The organism is Paenibacillus agilis (assembly GCF_007786455.1).
GTDB classification, from domain to species: Bacteria; Bacillota; Bacilli; order Paenibacillales; family Paenibacillaceae; genus Paenibacillus_B; species Paenibacillus_B agilis.
Genome location: NZ_VNJK01000001.1, coordinates 3,532,462 through 3,552,871 on the forward strand (window position 1 = coordinate 3,532,462; position 20,410 = coordinate 3,552,871).

Below are 20,410 nucleotides of genomic sequence, written 5' to 3' on the forward strand. Positions count from 1 at the left end.
TCTACATCTCCAATCGAATTGGCACTGGCACCTGTTTAAGAATTTGCTCCAAAATAGACTTGGCATTAACACCTTCTATTTTAGCGTCCATACTTAGCATAAGACGATGGCCCAGCACATGTGGTGCCATCTCTTTAATATCATCTGGTGTAACATAAGAGCGGCCTTTAAGCCATGCATACGCCTTAGAAGCCTGCATAAGCGCAAGCGATGCACGCGGACTAGCTCCGAGCAATATAAGACGATGCTTGCGTGTCGCACGCACAATATCGATAATATAACCGCCGATCGCATCATCGACATGCACATGTTTCGCTTCCTCTTGAACTTTATGTATAAGATCGATATCAGCAATTGTCTCTACTCGCTCAGACGGCTGACCTAATACATGACGGAACAACATCATCTTTTCTGTTGCTTCATCAGGGTAACCTAAATGAATCTTCATCATAAAACGATCGAGCTGCGCCTCAGGTAGCGCATAGGTGCCTTCGAATTCAATCGGATTTTGCGTAGCAAACATGACAAATGGCTGCGGCAGGTCAAAGGTTTGACCGTCAATCGTTACTCGATGCTCTTCCATCGCTTCAAGAAGTGCCGACTGCGTCTTCGTCGTAGCTCGGTTAATTTCATCTACGAGTAAAAAATTCGTCATGATCGGACCTTGGCGGAATATAAACGCTTGATCTTTAGGATGAAAAATAAACATACCCGTTATATCTGTTGGCAGTAAATCAGGATTGCACTGCACCCTGCGAAACTGTCCATCCAAAGATCGCGCTAGCGATTTGATAAGCTGTGTCTTACCTGTACCAGGTACATCCTCAATGAGAATATGTCCGCCAGCGATAACCGCTGTTAATAATAGTTCAATTTCTTGATGTTTCCCTAGTATGTATTTCTCTAATGTAGATTGAAGATGCAACATACTAGCGTGCAATGGGGATGTCTTCATGCTGAAACCTCCTCAGGCAACTTATGAATATAGATGTATAAAATTGTATAATAAAGATTACATCCTATTATTTTACACTATACGAGGACGAACGTACACGTGTCAAAAACAACGAGTATTTATACTTATTCACTCACATTTATATCAGGTCACCTTAAGTACTTATTTAACCGTCTCATTTGACCCAAATAATATTTTTATTTTGTCCAAACAGATAGACTTGGGTTTTTATACATACAAAAACCGTCTCCTAGTAAATGGTTTGGAACCCCATTTAACAAGAGACGGTTTCTTCTAGTGTGACTGATCCTATATGAATGCACTTTTTACAACAAGCTTTCTGAATCTCTAGCCTTTCGGTCGAACGAACAGAGCGGCTAAAAATGAGAACACAATCGCAGCTGAAATACCAGCACTTGTCGTCTTAAAAATACCGCTGACAGCACCGACCCAGCCGTCTTCACCAAGTTGAGTCAAGGCTCCATGAACAAGCGAGTTGCCGAAGCTTGTAATCGGGACCGTTGCGCCTGCTCCTGCAAATTCGATAAGCGGATCATACCAACCAATACCGTCAATAATAGCCCCCGCTACAACGAGAATAGCCATCGTATGTGCTGGAGTCAGCTTAGCAACATCAAACATTAGCTGCCCGATTACACATATCAATCCACCCACAATAAAAGCCCATAGAAAGGTCATGTTGCATCCTCCATCTCAAGCGTAACCGCATGCGAAATACTCGGAATCGTTTCTCCTTGCTGGTACGATAGCGGAGACAACAAGGCACCCGTAGCAGCGATTAGCACCCTTTTTAGTTCTCCTTTTTTCATCCGTTGCAAAATATGTCCATACGTTACTACGGCTGAGCAGCCACAACCACTGCCCCCAGCTTGTACAGCCTGCTTCTCCGTATCAAACACCATTAGGCCGCAATCATTGAACACAGTACCTTCCAATGAAAAGTTGTTCTGTGCAAATAAATCTTTAGCAATTGCATGACCTACCTTCGCCAAATCACCTGTAACGATAAGATCATAATCTGAAGCTTTGCGCTTCAAATCTTGAATATGAGTTTGAATCGTATCAACAGCAGCAGGAGCCATTGCCGCACCCATATTGAATGGATCAGTAATACCAAAATCGATAACTTTGCCAATCGTAGCAGCGATGACTCTGGGGCCTTCCCCCTGCTGAGCAACGACTGCTGCACCCGCACCTGTAACGGTATATTGTGCAGTTGGTGGCTTCTGCGATCCATATTCGGTTGGATATCGGAACTGTTTCTCCGCTGTACAGTTATGGCTGCATGTTCCAGCCATCGCATACTTAGCATTGCCCGTATCCACAAGCAGAGAAGCAACCGCTAATGATTCCATAGCTGTAGAACACGCGCCGAACACGCCCAAATACGGTATCCCGAGCTTGCGTGCAGCAAAGCTGTTGCTAATAATTTGGTTCAATAAGTCCCCGCCAACAAAGTAGTTAATATCGTCGTCTTTGAGCTTGGCATTCAGCACTGCAAGTTCGGTTGCTTGTTCTAACAGCTTACGCTCTGCTTTTTCCCAACTCTTTTCCTGCATATCCAAATCATCATGGATAAAATCAAAGGTCGATGCTAGCGGCCCTTCGCCTTCATCCGGGCCAACAACTGTTCCCGTACTTATAATGACCGGTTTGTTCTTGAACAGCCACGTTTGGCGGCCAATATGCATACGTGATCCTCCTTTCGAGCGCATTGTTCTTCTTTTTGTGTTTTTACATGTAAGGAAGCCGTCTCATTAATGCTTTAAGCCAAATATGAGATACACCAACGCTACAAAAAAGGCCGCCACCGTTCCAAAAACGATAACCGATCCCGCCAGCTTGAACATGTTCGCCCCTACTCCAAGAACCAAACCTTCAGATCGATGCTCCATTGCTGCGGAAGACATGGAGTTGGCAAACCCTGTTACAGGCACTGCTGAGCCAGCGCCTGCCCACTGTGCTAATTTGTCATATACCCCGAAGCTGGTTAAAACAACGGAAATGAATATTAATATGCAAACGGTAGGGCCACTCGCCTCTTCCTTCGTCATATGAGCCCATTTCACTAATGCTTGGGAAATGGCTTGTCCAATAATGCAAATCGTACCGCCAACTAAAAAAGCTCGTATACAGTTGGTGAAAACCGAACGTGCTGGCTCCCGCTTCTTTGCAATTTGCTGATATTGCTGCTCGGACATATTCCATTTTCCGTCTTTCCACAATGGGGATTTAGATTTCGTCGAAGTCGCCACGGGCAACCCTCCTGCCATCTTAATCGCATCTGTCAGGCAGATGTCTGTTACAGTATTTGTCCAATGAAGCGGGAATATGTTAACCATGACAATAAAGATTATTGTTAGATTATGGGGAGCTCAGAGCGTAAGAGGTCACCGATCAAATTATTTCAGAGGAGAGAAGGTTGATTATTCACATTTGCGCTGCCTGCAACAATAGAAAAGCAAGCAAAACAAACAGCAGCAACGCAAGGATATCAAACAAAAACGTATATAATTGTTGATTCGCGTCTATATCGAATGATTTGGATGACTTAGATTTATTTTTACTGGAAGAAACCATAATTATCGCTCCTTTGCCTAACGTAAATATTTCATTGTATGTGGCATTCGCCTTTTGGCGACATTCCCAATAATAAAAAGAAACCTTCTCCCCACTTTTTGCAGTGGTTAGAAGGCTTCGGAACGATTATATTTTTACACTTATCGAACAAATTGCAAGCGACCAAATCGTTCAGGCACATGGAAATTTATTTCCCCTGTAGGGGACCAGGCCCAATAAGAACGGTTCTTGCTTGGATCCTCATCAATACGATAGCAATTTATTCTCCACTCAATTCCATCTTGTGGAGTCGTGTTCAAATCTGTGAATGGAAGTTCAATGACGTATGCATAAACACTCACCTGTTCTTGTATCGATTGCTGTATGGTGTGCTGATTAGTCTCTGACGACGATTCTAGCTCAGTAACGCTTGTCTTCAAGCCATCTGCATTCCACTCCAGCAAGTACTCTCGCGGCTTGTCAGGTTCATTTATAATAAGCGCATCAAACACAATATTGTTAGGACTAAGATTAAATTCATAATACTGTAATCCCGTTCCCTCTACATCAATAAACCATTCCATGACATCCGCATGAAATAATAGATCATCTCTTTCGTGATAAGGGCTATGTATATAATCATCTTCGCAAGTGAATCTCATATGCAGCGCTTTATCTGTCCAGCATGCTTGAACGGTAGTTTGGAGTCTTGGTGTCTCCCCTGTTGCTACATCGACCAACTTGGCCAACTGCATTTCCTGCCAGTCACTATCTGTCGGCACATGATCAACATGTCTACAAAAATAGACTGGTACTGTGCTCGTGCTTGCTGCCATTTCATCTATGCTCCCTGATCCATTAGACACTGCGCCATACTCTATAACAGTCATATTTGATAACTCCATTTCTGTGATAAAATGTGCGATAAATCAACCTGATCGTACATGAGAGCCATACGTTCAGGGAATGTATACAACTAGGTTACACCGAGCACCATGTCTCTGCAATCAAATTCATATTGTCTTGCAAAGTAAATAAAGTGCAAAAACCGGGTTAGTAGCACCCGGCTAATATCTCGTTATCCACAAAAATTATTTAATCCGTCAACTTGATCGTGGAACAATGACTACTGTATCAAGAAATAAAAAGGACGGTCGATTACCCGCGCCATTCACTCGAAACTCCAAGTCAACGAAAGAACGATTGTTTATAGCTGCACTTGTAAAGTCAATTTGAAAGGTTTGATAATTTCTAAAACCAACATCAGCCAATTGAAACGTTCTTCCTATGCCTGTATTCAAAAAGCTAACTTGGAAAGCCCCTCTGTTGTTGTACCGATCTGCTAAAATACTGTAAATTAAACGATATCCCAACGTTCCTGGCGCTTCTAAAGTCACACGTTGACGGAGAGAAGCCGACCTTCCAGGCTGAACGGCAAAAAATGCAGATTGATCACCTACATTCGGACGGATAGTGGATAAATATACTTCTCCGACATCTACCCATGGAGAAAAACTTGGCCCTGTGAATCCTGGATTTTGGACAAATTTAATTGCTCCTCTTTTATGTTTTCCATGTTGATTGCGCCTTAGCTCGATCTTCTTCGACCGGATACTAAGTTTGTTAGACATACCTCCACCCCTTATACATTGATTACATCAACATATGAAGATGGAGAAAGACAAGTGATAGTTTATTGTCATATCTTTCCTCACACGAAAAGACCGATTTCCAGATGGAAGTACGGCCTTTGTGTGTTGGATATTATTTTTTCTTATAAAATTCGTGATACAGCTTCATCAAAGCCCGCTTCTCAATCCGAGATACATAACTCCGTGAAATCCCCAATTCACGCGCGATCTCCCGCTGTGTCCGTTCGTCCCCTCCGCCATCCAAGCCAAATCTACCGCGAATGACTTCTTGTTCCCGTTCATCCAAAATATCAAGATTGCGATAAATTTTGCTCTTTTCTATCTTCAGCTGTACTTTGTCAACGACATCGTCACCATCCGTGCCAAGAATATCGATAAGTGTAATTTCGTTCCCTTCCTTATCAGTACCAATCGGATCATGTAACGATACATCTTTACGCGTCTTCTTTAATGAACGTAAATGCATTAGAATTTCGTTCTCAATACAACGTGCAGCGAAAGTAGCGAGCTTCGTCCCTTTGTTCGGCTGGAAGCTCTCGATTGCCTTAATTAATCCAATCGTTCCGATTGAAATCAGGTCCTCCAAATCATCGCCCGTATTGTCGAACTTCTTCACGATATGCGCCACCAGCCGGAGATTGTGTTCAATCAGCATATTGCGTGAGTGTGCATTGCCTTCGGCCATCTGCAACAGATGCTTCATCTCATCCTCTTCGGTCAACGGTTGGGGAAATGCATTGTTTTTCACATAGGACACGAGCATAGAAATTTGCTTAATAAAGAGTGCAATTGCTGTAAATAAGCCCGCCATGCCGGCCACCTCCAGAAGTCTGACGACGTTGTATTCTGCATGTTGCGCTACATCTGGCCTTTCACAACCTGCTGTTCGCAGCGCAGTGATACATTGTATGTAGGCGACCGCCCAGTCGTGCATGTACGGTTCGATTCACGTTAGAAAATGATAATGAGAAGTCTGAAAAGTACTCAAGCGTTCATCACAAAGCCCTATAAAAAAGATGACCTGCAGATGGTTTACTCTTTCAAAGTTCCCCTCCGGCAGGTCAGAGCTCACAATTAACTTGAATTTATTTTACATTTTTAAATATTTCATTTGCTTTTTCATTCTTGGATTCCAACAAAAACCTGCCGTTCTTTGCCCAATCTTTCGTAAGAGCATTATCCTTAGTTGCTTCATTCAATTCATCTTCAGAAGCGTACTCATAAATGGCCGTTTTTGAATTTTCAACATAAAAAATGACCCCATCCTTGGCTTGGATCAATGAGAATATTGGTTTATCCTCTTTGTTAACCTCTATACCTTGATCCGTATACGCTTTAATGAAATCATCCATTGTTACATTACTTTCTTTCGTCTCCTTAGAAGAACAACCAACAAATAATACAGAAAGAACGACAAGCAGAATAAGTACAGTATGCTTTTTCAAACCTAATTCCCCCTATTATGTAAATTTAGAAACAGACATATCATATCACATATATCTATTTTTACATATTGATTAATTCTCCATTTCTTCCCTTCATTTGTTCAGCTGTTACTATTTTCAAAATTTTCAAACAAGCATTACTGGACAGTGACAGCCGCTCACTTTTAAGGAGATATAGATACCCTGTCATAAATCATTTCCCCCTCCATATAAATGAACAACAACAAGGAACATGAGTTGTTTAATAAAGGGGACATGATGATGCGCACTATTGTGTATCCGCTTACAAAAAAAGGTTGCCAACAGGCTGTCACGATGGCACTGCTCACTAGCCTGCTTGCTGCCCCACTGGGAGCAACAACAGTATCTGCTCAAGGAAGTTGCCTCTGCACAAGTGAAAAAACAATCCAACATGAACAGTCACTAAGCAGCAAGCTAGCCGTTGGAGAGAACAGAATCTTAAGCAAACAGCAAATTCAAATGTTATGGGAAGGAATCGATGAGGACTTTTCTCCAGCCAATGCAGTTGATGCCGTCCAAGCAGCACTTCCTAAAAAGGAATATGAAACGTTATTCCCGATGAGGCTAGGCTCGCAACAATGGCATCATTTTAACAAAAGTAAGAAAGATTATAACGACCAACAAGGCGACTACTATTCGTATGAAAATTTAATCGGCGCTGTACGGCTAGTAGCCAATATTAAATACAAAGTCAATTATCGAGAAGGAAACCCCTCTGCTCAAGAAATTTTTCGACTCGATAAAAAAGGAAAGACGGAGACTCTTATCGTTCGTTCTGCTGACTACAATTCGGTCGAACATAAAAACAAACCTATCGTTTCTCGAATTGTCGACTTTGGCAGTTTCTTAAATGAAGGATTAGAGAAAGATCGCAAACGCGATTTAGCTGCGCTGTTAGCTAATCTCTCTCATGAAACAGGCGGTGGTTGGGACAAAGCGCCAGGCGGCGAGCTCCGTTGGGGACTATATTGGAATGAAAATATCGCGGGCAGAACAGGACAAAACAAATCAAGTTTCGTAGACCCTGCCAGCAGCAAAGAGTTCCCTGGCTTCCCAGATAAGCGATACTACGGCCGTGGCCCAATCATGCTAAGTTGGAACTTCAACTATGGACTGATGAGCGCAATCATATATGGGGATAAAAATGTACTCCTAAAAAATCCCGAGTCTGTCGTCGCTGATGGCAAGCTTGGATTTGCAACCGCGATTCTGTTCTGGATGACTCCACAAGCGCCAAAACCTTCTGCGCATGACGTTATGGTCGGCAGATGGAAGCCTTCAGCTGATGAGATTGCCAGGGGGCTGCATCCCGCTGGATTCGGCGTTAGCATTATGGTACTTAACGGGTTAGAAGCCAATCTCGATGAAACAAACGGCGCCATTAAGCGGCGTGCAGGGCATTATCGAGATATAACGAGCAGAATGGGTATTGATGTTTCTGCCGAGAAAGTCGATACGCTGGGTATGCAGCCGTTTTAGTTTGCAATTGATTTATATCCTGTCTACACCAATAAAGAAGGGATTGAGATAACACTTATCGATATCGATGTAGATAAGGACAAAGAAAACTCAGAGATTAAAGATGACATACAAATAATAAAAGCATCTCTTACTGCTATCTATTTGATATAGCGTAGAGATGCTTTTTCTGCTTTTCACATACTTTTTTTAAAAATTCCATTGATGCAGTGCCCACACACAGGCCTAAATTTTTCATGCTTATTCATCAACGGGTAAGTCGTACTATTTCACTTCCCACACCTTCACACACACCGGTTTGTACAGCTCCAGCTTCTCGCCTGTATACACAGGAATACCATCCTTCAATTCAAAGAGCGTTACCGAGTCAGAATCCTGATTCGCAACCAGCAAGCAGCGATCATCTGGCGTGATGACAAAGTTGCGCGGCATCACTCCCTCTACAGAGACAAGCCCCGCCTGAATCAACGTTCCATCGTGCTGAATCCGGTACACTGCCAAACTATCATGCCCACGATTAGAACCATATAAATAAGCCCCCGCAGCATCAATATGAATATCTGCGCTGATCGTAGGCTTATCGTATCCTTCAGGAAGAGTGGTAACCTGTTGAATCTCTCGCAAAGATCCATTTTCACGATCATAATGATACGCTGTGATCGTAGAGCTTAATTCTTCTATAATGTACAGCCACGGCTGATGCGGATGAAATACGGCATGGCGAGGTCCAGCGCCTGGGCTTGTGGGTATGACATTCTGCGGCAACAGTTTGCCATTAACCGTGTCCAGCTTGTATATAAATAACCGATCGCAACCTAAGTCGGGCACAACCCAAAATGGAGTATTCGGCATATTAAAAATAGAATGCGGATGCGGTGCCTCTTGCCTATCTTGACGTACACTACTGCCCTCATGGTGCAGATGATCGCTCATCTCCCCTATAGCCCCGTTCTCATCAATGGGAAATACAGATACATTTCCACTTGTATAATTCACTGCTAGCAACCAAGCGCCTGTCGCATCCACACTAATATGGCAAGGATGATCGCCGTTCGTCTTCTGCCTGCTCAACTCCTTCAATGCAAGCGATTGCGGATCGAGTCGATAAGAAACAACTTCTCCATCCATCGTTTCACTAGCTGCAAACAATAGATTACGCTTCGCATCAAGTGCCAAGAAAGACGGACTATCGATACCCGTCACACCCACCATCTTCTCCAAACTGCTCCTCTCACTGTTTAAGGACAATATATGAATACCTTCCTGATCGGCCGAACCGTAAGTACCTGTAAAAATCCAATATTCGCTCACGAAAGCAGCTCCTTTCTTCCTTTAAACGGTACAATCCTTAAAGCAAAACATATTCTCAAGATTGGTTATAACGTAATAACTCCCGCAAAACAGGCTATTCCTACCAATTATAGTGACAACAGCTCTTTCCCTGCAACTCCCTATAGCAAAAAGCACCCTTTTCCTGCCGCACACAGAAAAAGAGTGCTACTATCATTTCTAGCATGTCAAATCTTAACGATGGAACTACTAAGCTATTAACCCCAATTCTTCTATAGCAAATACTTAATACTTAGCAGCTCCGACCTTTCCATCTTGTTTACACTTACCCAAAAACACCCGCTGCAGCTCTTTCGCAGGCAATGGACGGCTGAAATAATAGCCTTGAATATCATCACAGCCGCTCTCCTTTAGAAAAGCAAGCTGTTCTGCTGTCTCTACACCTTCTGCGATGACGTTCATTTTCAGATGATGGGCCATCGAAATAATCGTCGCCACAATCGCTTTATCACTCTCACTATTCGTTAAATCTCGTATGAAAGATTGATCGATTTTTAGCTTGCCGATCGGGAACATCTTCAAGTAGTTCAATGAACTATATCCTGTGCCGAAGTCATCCATACTTATGCGAACTCCAAGTTCTTTAAGCTCCTGCAATGTGGACGTAGATCGGCAAATATCCATCATCATGCTTTCTGTAATTTCCAGCTCTAAATACTTCGCTTCCAAGCCAACTTCCAGCAAGATCTGCTCTACCTTTTGAGCGAGATTGTTTTGATGAAACTGCTGCGTAGATAAGTTAACAGATACGGGAATATACAGTTCCCACTCCTGCTGCCATTTCCGCATTTGTAGACATGCTTGACGCATAACCCATTCGCTAATTTCAACAATAAGACCCGATTCCTCAGCAATAGGGATAAAAATAGATGGTGAAATAATACCTCTAATCGGATGATTCCAGCGAAGCAATGCTTCGATACCAATCAATGAACTATTATGTGCATGAATTTGGGGCTGATAATAAATGATTAATTCATTGCGCTGTATTGCTTTGCGCAGATCTGCCTCCAATTCAATTCGCTCCAGCAAGTGAGCATCTAAGTGATCGGAATAATATTGGTAGCCGTTCTTGCCATTTTTCTTCACTTCGTACATGGCCGTATCCGCATTCTTCATCAATTCTGCAGACTCTGTTCCGTGTTCTGGGTAGATAGCTATTCCAATAGAAGCGCTTATATAAAAATCATTATCCTTCAAATGATACGGAAGTTGGGCTTCCTTCAGCATGCGGCTTGCAATCTCCGATGAGATAGGTTCAATTTCTGCTTTACTGCCGAAGCACACCACCGTGAACTCGTCCCCCCCCATCCTAGCAATCGTTGCCTCATACCCACTAATTGCTTCATGCAGACGATTCGTGACCATTTGGAGCAGACGATCCCCATAAGCATGGCCTAAAGAATCATTAATCATTTTAAACCTATCAATGTCCATTACCATCACAGAGAAAGTGTGCTCGGAACTTTTGTACTTTTCAATCGCTTGTACGACCACCTGATCAAATTTCCGGCGATTCGGCAGACCAGTCAGTTCATCATGGAACGCCATATGACGAATTTTCTGTTCTGCTTTCTTCTCTCTCGTAATATCTTTGGCAATCACATAATGTCCTACAATCTTACCTTCAACATGAACAGGCACATTAATGACACTCAAATGAACAAGGCTACCATTTTGGTGCGTGATAGCTGTCTCATAACTAATCGTTTTGCCTCGGAACGAACGCAAAAACAGTCGTTTCGTACGTTTTCGCTCTTCTTCTACAATAATAGGAGCAATATCTATAATCGAACGATTATGAAAATAGTCTCCATCTATACCTGTAATTGTGATAGCAGCAGGATTAAAGCCAATAATTCGACCACTAAGACTAACAGAGAGTATGCCATCACGATTATTCTCATACAGAGACCGATACCATTTCTCATTTTTCTTAATGTGTGAATCCTTTCGAGACAGCCGCTTATCCACAAAAATGCCAATTAAGGACAGCCCTAATGTCAACATCGTTCCAGCCGTAATGACATAACCGAGCAATCGTTGATCGAGTGACATCCCTGCGACCGTTACCTTTTCATCGACCATATGGAATTGCGCCGCTTCCATCCCCGTATAGTGCATACCTACAATAGCCGCGCCCATAATGACCCCACTGGCGAGCTTTTTACTTACAGCATACTTTTCATTTTCTTTACGAAAATAAAAAGCTAACCATAACGCGGCAATAGAAGCCACAATTGCAATTAATATCGATATCGAGAACATAATAGGTTCATAGGTTATATCAATGAGCATCGCTTCCATACCAACATAATGCATCGCAGATATGCCAGTCGCCAACAATGAAGATCCTACTAATAGTTGTTGGAGCTTAAGCTGCTTGCGTCCTACCACATACAGCGCAACAAACGAAGCCGCGATTGCAATAATAACAGAAAGAATGACAATGAATAAATCATAGGAAACTGGCACCGGAAGTGAAAAAGCCAACATGCCGACAAAATGCATCGACCATATCCCCATCCCCATAGAAGCAGCACCAAGTATGAGCCATCTTGTACGATTTTTCCCACTTGTCATTGCGACACGACCAGCTAAATCCAATGTAGTATAGGAAGCAGCAACCGCTATTATCAATGATAAAATGACAAGCATCGTGTCATAGGTACCGTGCATATGATGATGTTCCATCCATTCCCCTCTTCTCTATCAAGTGTACAGGTATGTATACAATTTCATAAGAACATGTATTCATGTTAATTTTACCGTTACTCACCTTCCAACTATTTTCATGCTACGAACTAGAATAGCATCACCTTTTATTCTCGCATATTTTCGACAAAATGAGTAACCCTTTTTGTACAATTGACAGAAAAAAACAGAATCTAAAGACCTATATGAAATAGGAAAATATTCATATTCCCAAAATGAAACAAATACTTTATTACTACAACACTTTACTACGATGCAGAACATGAGCAGCAATTCTATCATCAAATATAAATAAACCTAATTACTCATTGACTTTTATCATAATTTATGTTATAATTAAAATTTTATTTTACAATATAAATACCTTTTGTGTATAATATCATCTTGTATAGAGCAACTATTGAAAGGGGATATGATAACATGAAGGTAGCAAAGAACGTTGAAATCGAAATGCTCACTCTCTCCGCTTCTATGATGGGTAAAGTCGAAACCATCTACCCGACATTACTGTGGGACGAAAAGGATTTGTTGCTCGTGGATACAGGATATCCTGGGCAATTACCATTGCTTGAAGAGGCTTTTTGTAAATTAGGAAAGTCTACTAAGGAGATTACAAGCATTATTATGACCCACCAAGACTTGGATCATATCGGCAGTTTGCCGGATATAATCAAGGAATCCGAACAGAACATAGAAGTGTTATCCAGCCCCTTCGAGCAACCTTACATACAGGGAGATAAACCGTTATTAAAACTTACACCCGAAGCGATTAAACAGGCCCAAGCCTCACTTCCTCCACAGTTGCCTGAGCAATGGCGATCCGCCTTTATCTTCATGCTTAAAAACCCTCCACGTGCACAGGTTCACCGAACATTGCAAGACGGTGAACAACTACCTTGTTGTGGAGGAATTACGGTTATACCTACACCAGGACACACACCAGGACATATCAGCTTATATCATCAACCTAGCAAAACACTTATCGCAGGTGACGCAATGGTCGTAACTGAGGGACAATTATTCGGTCCAGATGAGATGCATACGCTGGATTTACGTACAGCCTATAACTCCCTACACCAACTTACACAATATGATATCGATACCGTCATATGCTATCACGGCGGCATGTATACAGGAGCTGCTAACCGACGCATTGCAGAACTTGCCCGTGAGATGCCCCTTTAAGCTCCCTTCACATAACTAGTCATCATTTCATTAATATGAGCAGTATTTTGCTAAAATCAAAATCGCCCGATAGCTGGTATGCAAACCAACTATCGGGCAATTTCATTTCACATTTTGCTCTTACATCGTCCTTATAACACTACACATGCCGCTTCAGCTCTTGAAAGAACTTTTCGTATACAGCGACAATATCGTTCATAAGCAGCAATGAATCTCTAACAGACTCCACTTCTAGGAAATGTGAGCCTCCAGTTAGACTTGTTCAGCTGCTTTCTCCCCATATAACAAAGCCCTGTGAGGGGCAAGAAATGACGGTATACCCATCACCCCCGCCTCACAGGGTATTAGATAATAACTATTTACTATCGTTCACTTAATAGCTTCTCTATCATTCGTACCCCTTCTTCATGTGAAGGGTCTAATTCAACAGAGCGCTTATAATGCTCTAATGCAAGCTGCTTATTCCCTCGCATCAAGAGCATTTCTCCCATGCTGTCATGCAAGTTAGAAGAAGCCGGATACTGAGCAAGCGAGATGCTCAACATATCGATCGCATCATTCAACCGCCCTGCTTCCATAAGTTCATACGCTACATAGTTGAATTCACCTTCGATGAGCAAATACGGCTCCAGCCCTTCCGATTGGATCGCGTGATAGCTTTCCCATGCCTTAGCTATCCCATCGTTGATGATTGTCTTAGCCATGAAGCGAGCCAAGGACTGCTTCGTATATGGAACTTCTTCCCCTAGCAGCACGTCCATAATACTTGTGCACATAATTTGCGTGCCAATATAATCCGAATTTATCATAAGAACAACTGCTGCGCCAAGATCAGGCATAACAATGAAGTTGCTTCTAAACCCTGTATCCAGACCGCTATGGGTAAACACGCGATGACCTTTATACTCGCCAAAATACCAGCCTAGGCACATTTCATTGAATATTCCACCCATGCCTGTTGTCACATGACTCTGCCACATCGTAGGATAGCTTGCCGCTTCCAAAATACGAGCTCCATTCAAATTACCATTATGCAAATGAGCCAATGCATATCGACACATCTCTATTGGATTAGAGATGAGGGTAGAGCTTGGACCATGTGAACGGTTGTAAGGGAATATATCACTAACTTTGGATGTATATCCTTCATCAATACCTAGAACATGCGGCGTAACAAGCATCTCTTCCGATACAGATGATTTTAAAAAGTGGCTGTCATCCATGCCGAGAACATCAAGGATATGATCCTTCATATACTGCTCGAAAGACTTGCCCGATACTTTATGAATAACATCGCCTAATACTTCATACGCCATATTGCTGTAAGCATACTTGGTACCAGGTTCCCACATCAATGAGCGATCGCCGACGCTCTTTACATACCGTTCTAGCGCTTCTTCATCAAACTGAGGCTTATCCCAGTTAAACTCATCTTCATCTGGTATACCTGATACATGACTTAACATTTGCCTAATCGTAATGCGGTCATACCGGTCGTCTTGAACCTGGAAATAAGGAATATACTCTATAACAGCAGCGTCCAAGTCTAGCTTTCCTTGCTCTACTAATTGCATAATGCCAGTCGATACAAACGTTTTCGAAACCGAGGCCATATGGAATAAAGAGCGCTCATTCACAGGCTCCTTCGTATCCACATTTTTAACACCAAAGCCCTTGGTATAAATGGTTTCCTTGTTATATACCACGCCTATCGCTAAACCTGGCACCGATTCTTTTACGACAAAATCATTAATAATAAGATCTAGGTTGTTTATCACGCTCTGCTTATGTTTGTTACTCATATATAACACCCCACGAATTCATAGAATTAGTGTGCTGACTCGTCTATGAATACGGTGTCTCCGTCCAAGTGTTCAAAACATAGATTCACGGTTCGCTGTAAAGCACGAGTCCGATGGACAACTCCCTTAGGAATCGTAATCACATCATGTGGCTTCAAAGCAATGGTTGGCCTATCCTGAAAATCAATGAATAACTCACCTTCAAGTACGATGAACATTTCATCACATGTCTCATGATAGTGCCATCGGTATTCTCCCGTGATGACAGCGATTCGAAGACAGCTTTCATTGACTTTGTTCAACACGAAGTTCGTATACGTATCTTGGATACTGCTGCTAATCTGATCCAAGTTCATTACTTCTAGCTGTTCATACTTGCACATTGGTCGTTACCTCCTCTTAGTTGCACATGTCGCGTGCCTCCTTTTATCAAGAAATCACCATATTTTCGAGTCACTTTTTCTAATCGCGGGGTTTATTTGGGAAAATTTAACCACATTAATGATACCATATTATCCCTTATAAAAACACATTTTTCATATACATTTATATAAAAAAGCCATACGCATAGCGTATGGCTTCGTTACTATTATTCCATAAGTATGGAACGCTCACTAATTTTACAATACCGTGTCATCAATTCCATTCAAATAGCTTTCAATGTTACCAATTACAGACTCCACACAGCCATCTTCAAATGGAGACAACAATCCTGCCACTTTCACCAAGCCCGTGAAAGACTTGCTTCCACCTTCTTTACATAGGCTTAAGTAGTCAGCCCAAGCTGCCTTCCGATCCTCGTTCGCACGCTTCCAGAATTGGAATGCACAAATTTGAGCTAATGTATAATCGATATAATAGAATGGAGCCGTGAAAATATGACTCTGTCTATGCCAGAAGCCACCTTGCTCTAAGTAATCATTGCCTGCATAATTTCGATGCGGCAAATACTTCTTCTCCAGATCACGCCACGCTTGCTTACGCTCAGCAGGCGTTGCTTCTGGATTACCGTATACAAAGTGCTGGTATGCATCAACCGCTACGCCATACGGAATGAAGCTCAATGAGGAAGCAAGATGATTGAATTTATACTTATCTGCATCTTCCTCAAAGAAATTTTCCATCCAAGGCCATGCAAAGAACTCCATGCTCATTGAGTGAATCTCAGCAGATTCCATCGTTGGCCACAAGTATTCAGGCACTTCAAAATGTCGGCTTTCATACACTTGGAAGGCATGGCCAACCTCATGCGTAAGGACATCGATATCATCCGATGTACCATTAAAGTTGGAGAAAATAAATGGAGCCTTGTAATCGTTAAAGTACGTACAATAGCCACCACTTTGTTTGCCTTTTTTACTTACAAGATCCATGAGGCCATGTTCTTGCATAAATGTGAAAAACTCATGCGTTTCAGGTGAAAGCTCCTCATACATTTTCGCGCCATTGTTCTCGATCCAGTCTGGATTACCTTTCGGTGTTGCATTACCAGACTTAAAGGTGAAGTTTTCATCATAGTAGTTCAGTTGCTCTACGCCAATCCGGTTACGTTGACGCTCCTTAAGCTTCGAAGCCACGGGAACGATCCCATCTACAACCTGCTGTCTGAATTTCGCAACCATATCCGCGTTGTAGTCAGTACGGCTCATGCGCGCATAGCCTAGCTCGACGAAATTCTCAAAACCAAGCTTCTTCGCGATTTTCGTACGTACTTTGACTAGATCATCATAAATACGATCAAGCGCAGCTTCATTGTCCGCCATAAATTGATATCTTGCTTCAGCAGCACGTTTTCTAAGCTCACGATCTGTAGACATCTCAAACGGAACGAGCTGTGCCAACGTGCGCTCTTCACCCTCAAATGGTATTTTCGCGGATGCGATAAGTTGATCGTACTCCGTAGACAACTTATTTTCTAATTGAAGATCTTCGATAATTTCTGGACTGAACGTCTTCACTGACAACTCAGCTAATTGAAATAGCTGACTGCCCCATTTCTGTTCCAACTCTACACGGAATTTGGACTGTACAAGCGCCTTGTAGTACTCACTGATGTATTCTTCAAAAATAGGCATCGCCTCATCAACAAAGTCCTGCTCTGCCTTATAGAACTCATCTGTTGTATCAATGGAATGACGTACGACAGCCAATTGACCAAGAGTACCAATTTCATTGCGTATTTTGTTAATATCTGTAATTACTTGTTCTTGCTCTTCAAGACTATTTGCGGCATGAAAAGCACTAATCAACTGTTTAAATTGTTCTCCTACAGCTTGCATATCCGGTCGCTCATAGCGAAACTCAGCGAATTTCATAGACATAGCCTCCCCTTTTACAATCCTCTCAACTATTATACTAAACGATTGCTATTCTATTCCAATACTAATTTGAATGTAGGTCGAAAAAAACACCTTTATTTATGTAAAGATATAAAAAAATAGAGCAGGCCAGCTGCTCTATTTACTTCCAATCCCTATGTGATTACGCCGTCATCTTTAGCTTTTATTCGTATATTGTATAAGTCCGAAACTTATACCCGTAGGATCAACGAGATATGCGAGATAGAAATCATCAAACTCCATTTTGTCGCGGAGAACTTTCGCGCCCTGTTCCACAGACCGAGTAATGGCAGTATCGATACAATCCACTTCAATGGTTACCCGAGTGCCATGTGGATAATCAGCAGGCCCTTCAACGATGCCGCCATCTATACCTGTATTATTGTCCACACCTGTAGCGACTGAATGATAGCCCCAATCTTGAGCTGCTACTTTCCAACCGAACACACTTGAATAAAACGCTGCTGCTTGTTCTGGATGCTGACTATTTAGCTCGAATAATACAACACGTCCCATATCATCGACCCCCAGCATATTTTTACAAAATTGTACTCTATTCAATTCTACACCATGAACTATGAACATTGCTTTTACAGTATCTTCTCAAAACAAAGACTGCCTTCACTATCTGCGTATTGACCGAATCGTTCAATTTCATAGAAACCGTACTTTTTGTAAAAATGAATAGATTCCGGCTGTTTGTCTCCCGTCTCCAAGCGAATCGTTGTATAATTTTGCTCTTTAGCCAGAATCTCCAGCTTCACAAGCATTTGTGCAGCGACTCCTTTCTTACGATAGGCCGCATCTACGAAAAACCGTTTAAGCTCCGTCATTTCTTCATTTAACGGTCGAATGGCTCCGCAACCAACAGGAGTTTCACCGTCATAAGCCAACACAAATTGAACTTCATCAATATCCGGGTCATTAAAGTCCATTCCAAAAATATCTTCAGGACGATACCGCTGCAGTAAGTCTTCATCCAGTTTAGCAACAGTAGGCTGTACATCTGGGTGATGCGGTGTAACATACTCCAATCGAATTGTGCTCATAGGTATCCTCTCCATATTTACATTCTCCCTTGATTGACGAATCCTTTGTTTTTATCTGAACCATTCATATCATTTTTGCTCGTAAATCTGCCTGACTACCTATGTATCTATATAAATCAATTACACATAGAGTTTACCCATACAAATTTCATCCACGTAAGTTCCACGAATAAGCAATGCATTCTTCTTACGCCCTTCCACTTCAAAACCAGCTTTTTTATACAATGCAAGCCCACGCTCGTTGTTAGCCATTACCGTCAGCTCCAGCCTCGTCAGAGGAGAATTCGCTCTCCATTGCTCCATAGATTGAAATAATCTAGTGCCAAGACCTTGGCCGGTAAAGCGCTGTCGTATGCCAATAACGATATAGCCTGCATGATGTGTCCGCCGAAAATTGCCCCCGTATGGTGTAGATCTAGAAGCTTCTCCACATCGCTTGCTACGACTTCTCTTATGTTGATCATCTCAATTCACCTCCCTTTTCCAAGCAACAAACGTCAACCAGTTGCTCTTAAACTCAATATTTCGTCCCTCTTTATGCTCTTGTATACACTGAGGGATACTTCTTTCCAACTGAATATCCCAATCTTCATATAGCTTCTGCAATATGCTGAAAGCTTCTTCTGTTCGCAGATTGAGCTCAATTACGCCAGCAATCGATGCCCCAGTAGCTTGATCAACTTCTGTTATTTCTGTGCTCATTAAAATACAGTTCATCCCGCCTGCTTTGGTACCATCAATCATCCTGCCCACCGCAGTACGCAACGCCTCTTCCGAAGACATATGCTCCAAGCAAGAGCAAGAAACGATAAAATCAAACGAAATAGGCTGAATCAAGTAGTATTCTACATCCGCCACAATTCCTTCTATTTGACTACCCACTCCGTACGTCTTGGCATTGTCCGTTAATTTATCAATTGCAGACGGAATAAGGTCTACACATACGACGGTGCCATCTTGCTCGCGAACTCGCTGTGCCATTGGGATACTGTTTCTACCAACCCCACAAGCAAGATCCAATATCCGAATTGCACTACCCTTATTCGAATTCTCTTCTAGCAGCTTCTCTAGGCAATCCAACACAACTTGAACAGGCTTGGACAGCCATGATCCAGGCACAAACAATTCCGCTTGTTTATAAAACTGTTCATGATACTCTATTTCGGCTGTACGTGCTTGCTTGAATGTACTCATGCGATCACTCCAACTTTATATGATCAGATCAGTTGAAACTCCGATACTGCATAATAAACTGGCTCAACGCTTCCTCATCCCACTCGGCTAGCTCTAACAGCCTTTCATATGGATCTCCTTCAAGCTGCAGAAGCTTCGCGAATGCTGGTTCCGTCTTATAACCCGTCTCCTTAAGATGTCTAATTGCATGATAGCCACCGCTACCCAACAGCTGCAAAATTCGATGCTCCACGAGCATATGACGGTATCCATTTTGCCGTGTTGTCGGTATCGGCTGAGCAAAAATCTCAATCTCCCAACTTTGAAAGCGAAAGTTAACCACTGCATAAGGATTTACCAAATTGGAGTAGACCGTGTACCTGTATTGTTCTTCACACTGAAATGAGGCTGTTATATACTCCACGAAAGCGTCCAAATCATGTACTTCACAAATAATATCCAAATCACTGTTCGATATATGAATATCGATTGGAATTGTACCCACAAGAATCGGATTGTAGGGGCGAAGCAGTTCCATTATGTTTAAGCGATGCAATACAGAATAAGCCTCGTGCTGTGTTTCATTGCCTTGCAGTAAATAATCAAAATGTATAAAGTCGCATTGATTTAAATCTGCCATATGCGATGTGCCACTCCAGCTTCTG

At 42.3% G+C, this 20,410-nt stretch carries 23 protein-coding genes; 2 read left to right on the forward strand and 21 right to left on the reverse strand.

Translation table 11 applies throughout. The features are described 5' to 3' along the window. Nucleotide 1: 1 nt before the first annotated feature. From FPZ44_RS15630 to FPZ44_RS26900, 10 genes are all read right to left on the reverse strand, one after another. Complete coding sequence (locus FPZ44_RS15630) at nucleotides 2-955, reverse strand: AAA family ATPase (RefSeq protein ID WP_144991462.1); 954 nt, start codon at nucleotides 953-955, stop codon at nucleotides 2-4. 348 nt (nucleotides 956-1,303) lie between these two features. Continuing rightward, on the reverse strand, nucleotides 1,304-1,654 hold the full coding sequence (spoVAE, locus tag FPZ44_RS15635) for a stage V sporulation protein AE (protein WP_144991463.1): 351 nt from the start codon (nucleotides 1,652-1,654) through the stop codon (nucleotides 1,304-1,306). Next, on the reverse strand, nucleotides 1,651-2,667 hold the full coding sequence (spoVAD, locus tag FPZ44_RS15640) for a stage V sporulation protein AD (protein ID WP_144991464.1): 1,017 nt from the start codon (nucleotides 2,665-2,667) through the stop codon (nucleotides 1,651-1,653). Before spoVAD ends, spoVAE begins: the two co-directional genes overlap by 4 nt. Before the next feature lie 66 nt (nucleotides 2,668-2,733). Next, nucleotides 2,734-3,177, reverse strand: a complete 444-nt coding sequence (spoVAC, locus tag FPZ44_RS15645) for a stage V sporulation protein AC (RefSeq protein WP_261378391.1) — start codon at nucleotides 3,175-3,177, stop codon at nucleotides 2,734-2,736. Nucleotides 3,178-3,406: 229 nt separating this feature from the next. Continuing rightward, a complete protein-coding gene (locus FPZ44_RS26500) occupies nucleotides 3,407-3,556 on the reverse strand; it encodes a hypothetical protein (RefSeq protein WP_186786068.1) in 150 nt (49 codons plus the stop codon). Between the two features lie 140 nt (nucleotides 3,557-3,696). Then, on the reverse strand, nucleotides 3,697-4,425 hold the full coding sequence (locus FPZ44_RS15650; protein ID WP_186786069.1) for a carbohydrate-binding family 9-like protein: 729 nt from the start codon (nucleotides 4,423-4,425) through the stop codon (nucleotides 3,697-3,699). 213 nt (nucleotides 4,426-4,638) lie between these two features. Further along, nucleotides 4,639-5,166 carry a hypothetical protein gene (locus FPZ44_RS15655; protein WP_144991467.1) on the reverse strand — a complete coding sequence of 176 codons (528 nt, stop codon included), beginning with the start codon at nucleotides 5,164-5,166 and terminating at the stop codon, nucleotides 4,639-4,641. A gap of 133 nt (nucleotides 5,167-5,299) precedes the next feature. Next, nucleotides 5,300-5,998: an RNA polymerase sporulation sigma factor SigK gene (sigK, locus tag FPZ44_RS15660; protein ID WP_028595930.1), complete on the reverse strand. Its 699-nt coding sequence runs from the start codon at nucleotides 5,996-5,998 to the stop codon at nucleotides 5,300-5,302. A gap of 274 nt (nucleotides 5,999-6,272) precedes the next feature. Continuing rightward, nucleotides 6,273-6,632, reverse strand: coding sequence for a hypothetical protein (locus tag FPZ44_RS15665; protein ID WP_144991468.1), 360 nt, complete (start codon nucleotides 6,630-6,632; stop codon nucleotides 6,273-6,275). A gap of 61 nt (nucleotides 6,633-6,693) precedes the next feature. Beyond that, entirely contained in the window at nucleotides 6,694-6,822 is a 129-nt protein-coding gene (locus FPZ44_RS26900) for a hypothetical protein (RefSeq protein ID WP_261378340.1), read from the reverse strand. 65 nt (nucleotides 6,823-6,887) lie between these two features. Between FPZ44_RS26900 and FPZ44_RS15670 the strand changes: the two genes are divergently transcribed. Beyond that, complete coding sequence (locus FPZ44_RS15670; protein WP_261378341.1) at nucleotides 6,888-8,132, forward strand: chitinase; 1,245 nt, start codon at nucleotides 6,888-6,890, stop codon at nucleotides 8,130-8,132. A 264-nt stretch (nucleotides 8,133-8,396) separates the two neighbouring features. Here the strand turns inward: FPZ44_RS15670 and FPZ44_RS15675 are convergent, their stop codons facing one another. Both FPZ44_RS15675 and FPZ44_RS15680 read right to left on the reverse strand, forming a co-directional pair. Beyond that, complete coding sequence (locus tag FPZ44_RS15675) at nucleotides 8,397-9,443, reverse strand: lactonase family protein (protein ID WP_144991469.1); 1,047 nt, start codon at nucleotides 9,441-9,443, stop codon at nucleotides 8,397-8,399. A gap of 264 nt (nucleotides 9,444-9,707) precedes the next feature. Continuing rightward, nucleotides 9,708-12,176, reverse strand: coding sequence for an EAL domain-containing protein (locus FPZ44_RS15680; protein WP_144991470.1), 2,469 nt, complete (start codon nucleotides 12,174-12,176; stop codon nucleotides 9,708-9,710). 441 nt (nucleotides 12,177-12,617) lie between these two features. Between FPZ44_RS15680 and FPZ44_RS15685 the strand changes: the two genes are divergently transcribed. Continuing rightward, nucleotides 12,618-13,382, forward strand: coding sequence for an MBL fold metallo-hydrolase (locus FPZ44_RS15685; RefSeq protein WP_144991471.1), 765 nt, complete (start codon nucleotides 12,618-12,620; stop codon nucleotides 13,380-13,382). A gap of 362 nt (nucleotides 13,383-13,744) precedes the next feature. Here the strand turns inward: FPZ44_RS15685 and FPZ44_RS15690 are convergent, their stop codons facing one another. From FPZ44_RS15690 to FPZ44_RS15730, 9 genes are all read right to left on the reverse strand, one after another. Beyond that, nucleotides 13,745-15,184, reverse strand: coding sequence for a serine hydrolase (locus tag FPZ44_RS15690; RefSeq protein ID WP_144991472.1), 1,440 nt, complete (start codon nucleotides 15,182-15,184; stop codon nucleotides 13,745-13,747). A 26-nt stretch (nucleotides 15,185-15,210) separates the two neighbouring features. Further along, nucleotides 15,211-15,567 (reverse strand): cupin domain-containing protein, encoded by a 357-nt coding sequence (locus FPZ44_RS15695; RefSeq protein ID WP_144991473.1) that lies wholly within the window; start codon nucleotides 15,565-15,567, stop codon nucleotides 15,211-15,213. Between the two features lie 237 nt (nucleotides 15,568-15,804). Beyond that, nucleotides 15,805-17,499: a M3 family oligoendopeptidase gene (locus tag FPZ44_RS15700; protein WP_144991474.1), complete on the reverse strand. Its 1,695-nt coding sequence runs from the start codon at nucleotides 17,497-17,499 to the stop codon at nucleotides 15,805-15,807. Nucleotides 17,500-17,679: 180 nt separating this feature from the next. Then, entirely contained in the window at nucleotides 17,680-18,039 is a 360-nt protein-coding gene (locus FPZ44_RS15705) for a VOC family protein (RefSeq protein ID WP_144991475.1), read from the reverse strand. A gap of 74 nt (nucleotides 18,040-18,113) precedes the next feature. Further along, nucleotides 18,114-18,572: a GNAT family N-acetyltransferase gene (locus tag FPZ44_RS15710; protein WP_144991476.1), complete on the reverse strand. Its 459-nt coding sequence runs from the start codon at nucleotides 18,570-18,572 to the stop codon at nucleotides 18,114-18,116. 120 nt (nucleotides 18,573-18,692) lie between these two features. After that, complete coding sequence (locus tag FPZ44_RS15715) at nucleotides 18,693-18,932, reverse strand: GNAT family N-acetyltransferase (RefSeq protein ID WP_335926131.1); 240 nt, start codon at nucleotides 18,930-18,932, stop codon at nucleotides 18,693-18,695. Then, a complete protein-coding gene (locus FPZ44_RS15720) occupies nucleotides 18,845-19,036 on the reverse strand; it encodes a hypothetical protein (RefSeq protein WP_144991478.1) in 192 nt (63 codons plus the stop codon). Before FPZ44_RS15720 ends, FPZ44_RS15715 begins: the two co-directional genes overlap by 88 nt. Nucleotide 19,037: 1 nt before the next feature. Further along, the gene (locus FPZ44_RS15725) at nucleotides 19,038-19,766 is read right to left on the reverse strand and encodes a class I SAM-dependent methyltransferase (RefSeq protein WP_144991479.1); all 729 of its coding nucleotides are present in this window, start codon (nucleotides 19,764-19,766) and stop codon (nucleotides 19,038-19,040) included. 28 nt (nucleotides 19,767-19,794) lie between these two features. After that, on the reverse strand, nucleotides 19,795-20,385 hold the full coding sequence (locus FPZ44_RS15730) for a DUF4269 domain-containing protein (RefSeq protein ID WP_144991480.1): 591 nt from the start codon (nucleotides 20,383-20,385) through the stop codon (nucleotides 19,795-19,797). Between the last annotated feature and the right edge of the window lie 25 nt (nucleotides 20,386-20,410).

Excerpts from the sequence above, each read along its gene's own strand:
- FPZ44_RS26900 (WP_261378340.1), bottom strand. The coding sequence starts at position 6,822 with ATGACAGGGTATCTATATCTCCTTAAAAGTGAGCGGCTGTCACTGTCC.
- FPZ44_RS15630 (WP_144991462.1), bottom strand. The coding sequence starts at position 955 with ATGAAGACATCCCCATTGCACGCTAGTATGTTGCATCTTCAATCTACA.
- FPZ44_RS15705 (WP_144991475.1), bottom strand. The coding sequence starts at position 18,039 with ATGGGACGTGTTGTATTATTCGAGCTAAATAGTCAGCATCCAGAACAA.
- FPZ44_RS15680 (WP_144991470.1), bottom strand. The coding sequence starts at position 12,176 with ATGGAACATCATCATATGCACGGTACCTATGACACGATGCTTGTCATT.
- FPZ44_RS15710 (WP_144991476.1), bottom strand. The coding sequence starts at position 18,572 with ATGAGCACAATTCGATTGGAGTATGTTACACCGCATCACCCAGATGTA.
- FPZ44_RS15720 (WP_144991478.1), bottom strand. The coding sequence starts at position 19,036 with ATGATCAACATAAGAGAAGTCGTAGCAAGCGATGTGGAGAAGCTTCTA.
- FPZ44_RS15685 (WP_144991471.1), top strand. The coding sequence starts at position 12,618 with ATGAAGGTAGCAAAGAACGTTGAAATCGAAATGCTCACTCTCTCCGCT.
- FPZ44_RS15730 (WP_144991480.1), bottom strand. The coding sequence starts at position 20,385 with ATGGCAGATTTAAATCAATGCGACTTTATACATTTTGATTATTTACTG.
- FPZ44_RS26500 (WP_186786068.1), bottom strand. The coding sequence starts at position 3,556 with ATGGTTTCTTCCAGTAAAAATAAATCTAAGTCATCCAAATCATTCGAT.
- spoVAC (WP_261378391.1), bottom strand. The coding sequence starts at position 3,177 with ATGTCCGAGCAGCAATATCAGCAAATTGCAAAGAAGCGGGAGCCAGCA.
- FPZ44_RS15670 (WP_261378341.1), top strand. The coding sequence starts at position 6,888 with ATGATGATGCGCACTATTGTGTATCCGCTTACAAAAAAAGGTTGCCAA.
- FPZ44_RS15695 (WP_144991473.1), bottom strand. The coding sequence starts at position 15,567 with ATGTGCAAGTATGAACAGCTAGAAGTAATGAACTTGGATCAGATTAGC.
- spoVAD (WP_144991464.1), bottom strand. The coding sequence starts at position 2,667 with ATGCATATTGGCCGCCAAACGTGGCTGTTCAAGAACAAACCGGTCATT.
- FPZ44_RS15690 (WP_144991472.1), bottom strand. The coding sequence starts at position 15,184 with ATGAGTAACAAACATAAGCAGAGCGTGATAAACAACCTAGATCTTATT.
- spoVAE (WP_144991463.1), bottom strand. The coding sequence starts at position 1,654 with ATGACCTTTCTATGGGCTTTTATTGTGGGTGGATTGATATGTGTAATC.
- FPZ44_RS15725 (WP_144991479.1), bottom strand. The coding sequence starts at position 19,766 with ATGAGTACATTCAAGCAAGCACGTACAGCCGAAATAGAGTATCATGAA.
- FPZ44_RS15650 (WP_186786069.1), bottom strand. The coding sequence starts at position 4,425 with ATGACTGTTATAGAGTATGGCGCAGTGTCTAATGGATCAGGGAGCATA.
- FPZ44_RS15655 (WP_144991467.1), bottom strand. The coding sequence starts at position 5,166 with ATGTCTAACAAACTTAGTATCCGGTCGAAGAAGATCGAGCTAAGGCGC.
- sigK (WP_028595930.1), bottom strand. The coding sequence starts at position 5,998 with ATGGCGGGCTTATTTACAGCAATTGCACTCTTTATTAAGCAAATTTCT.
- FPZ44_RS15700 (WP_144991474.1), bottom strand. The coding sequence starts at position 17,499 with ATGAAATTCGCTGAGTTTCGCTATGAGCGACCGGATATGCAAGCTGTA.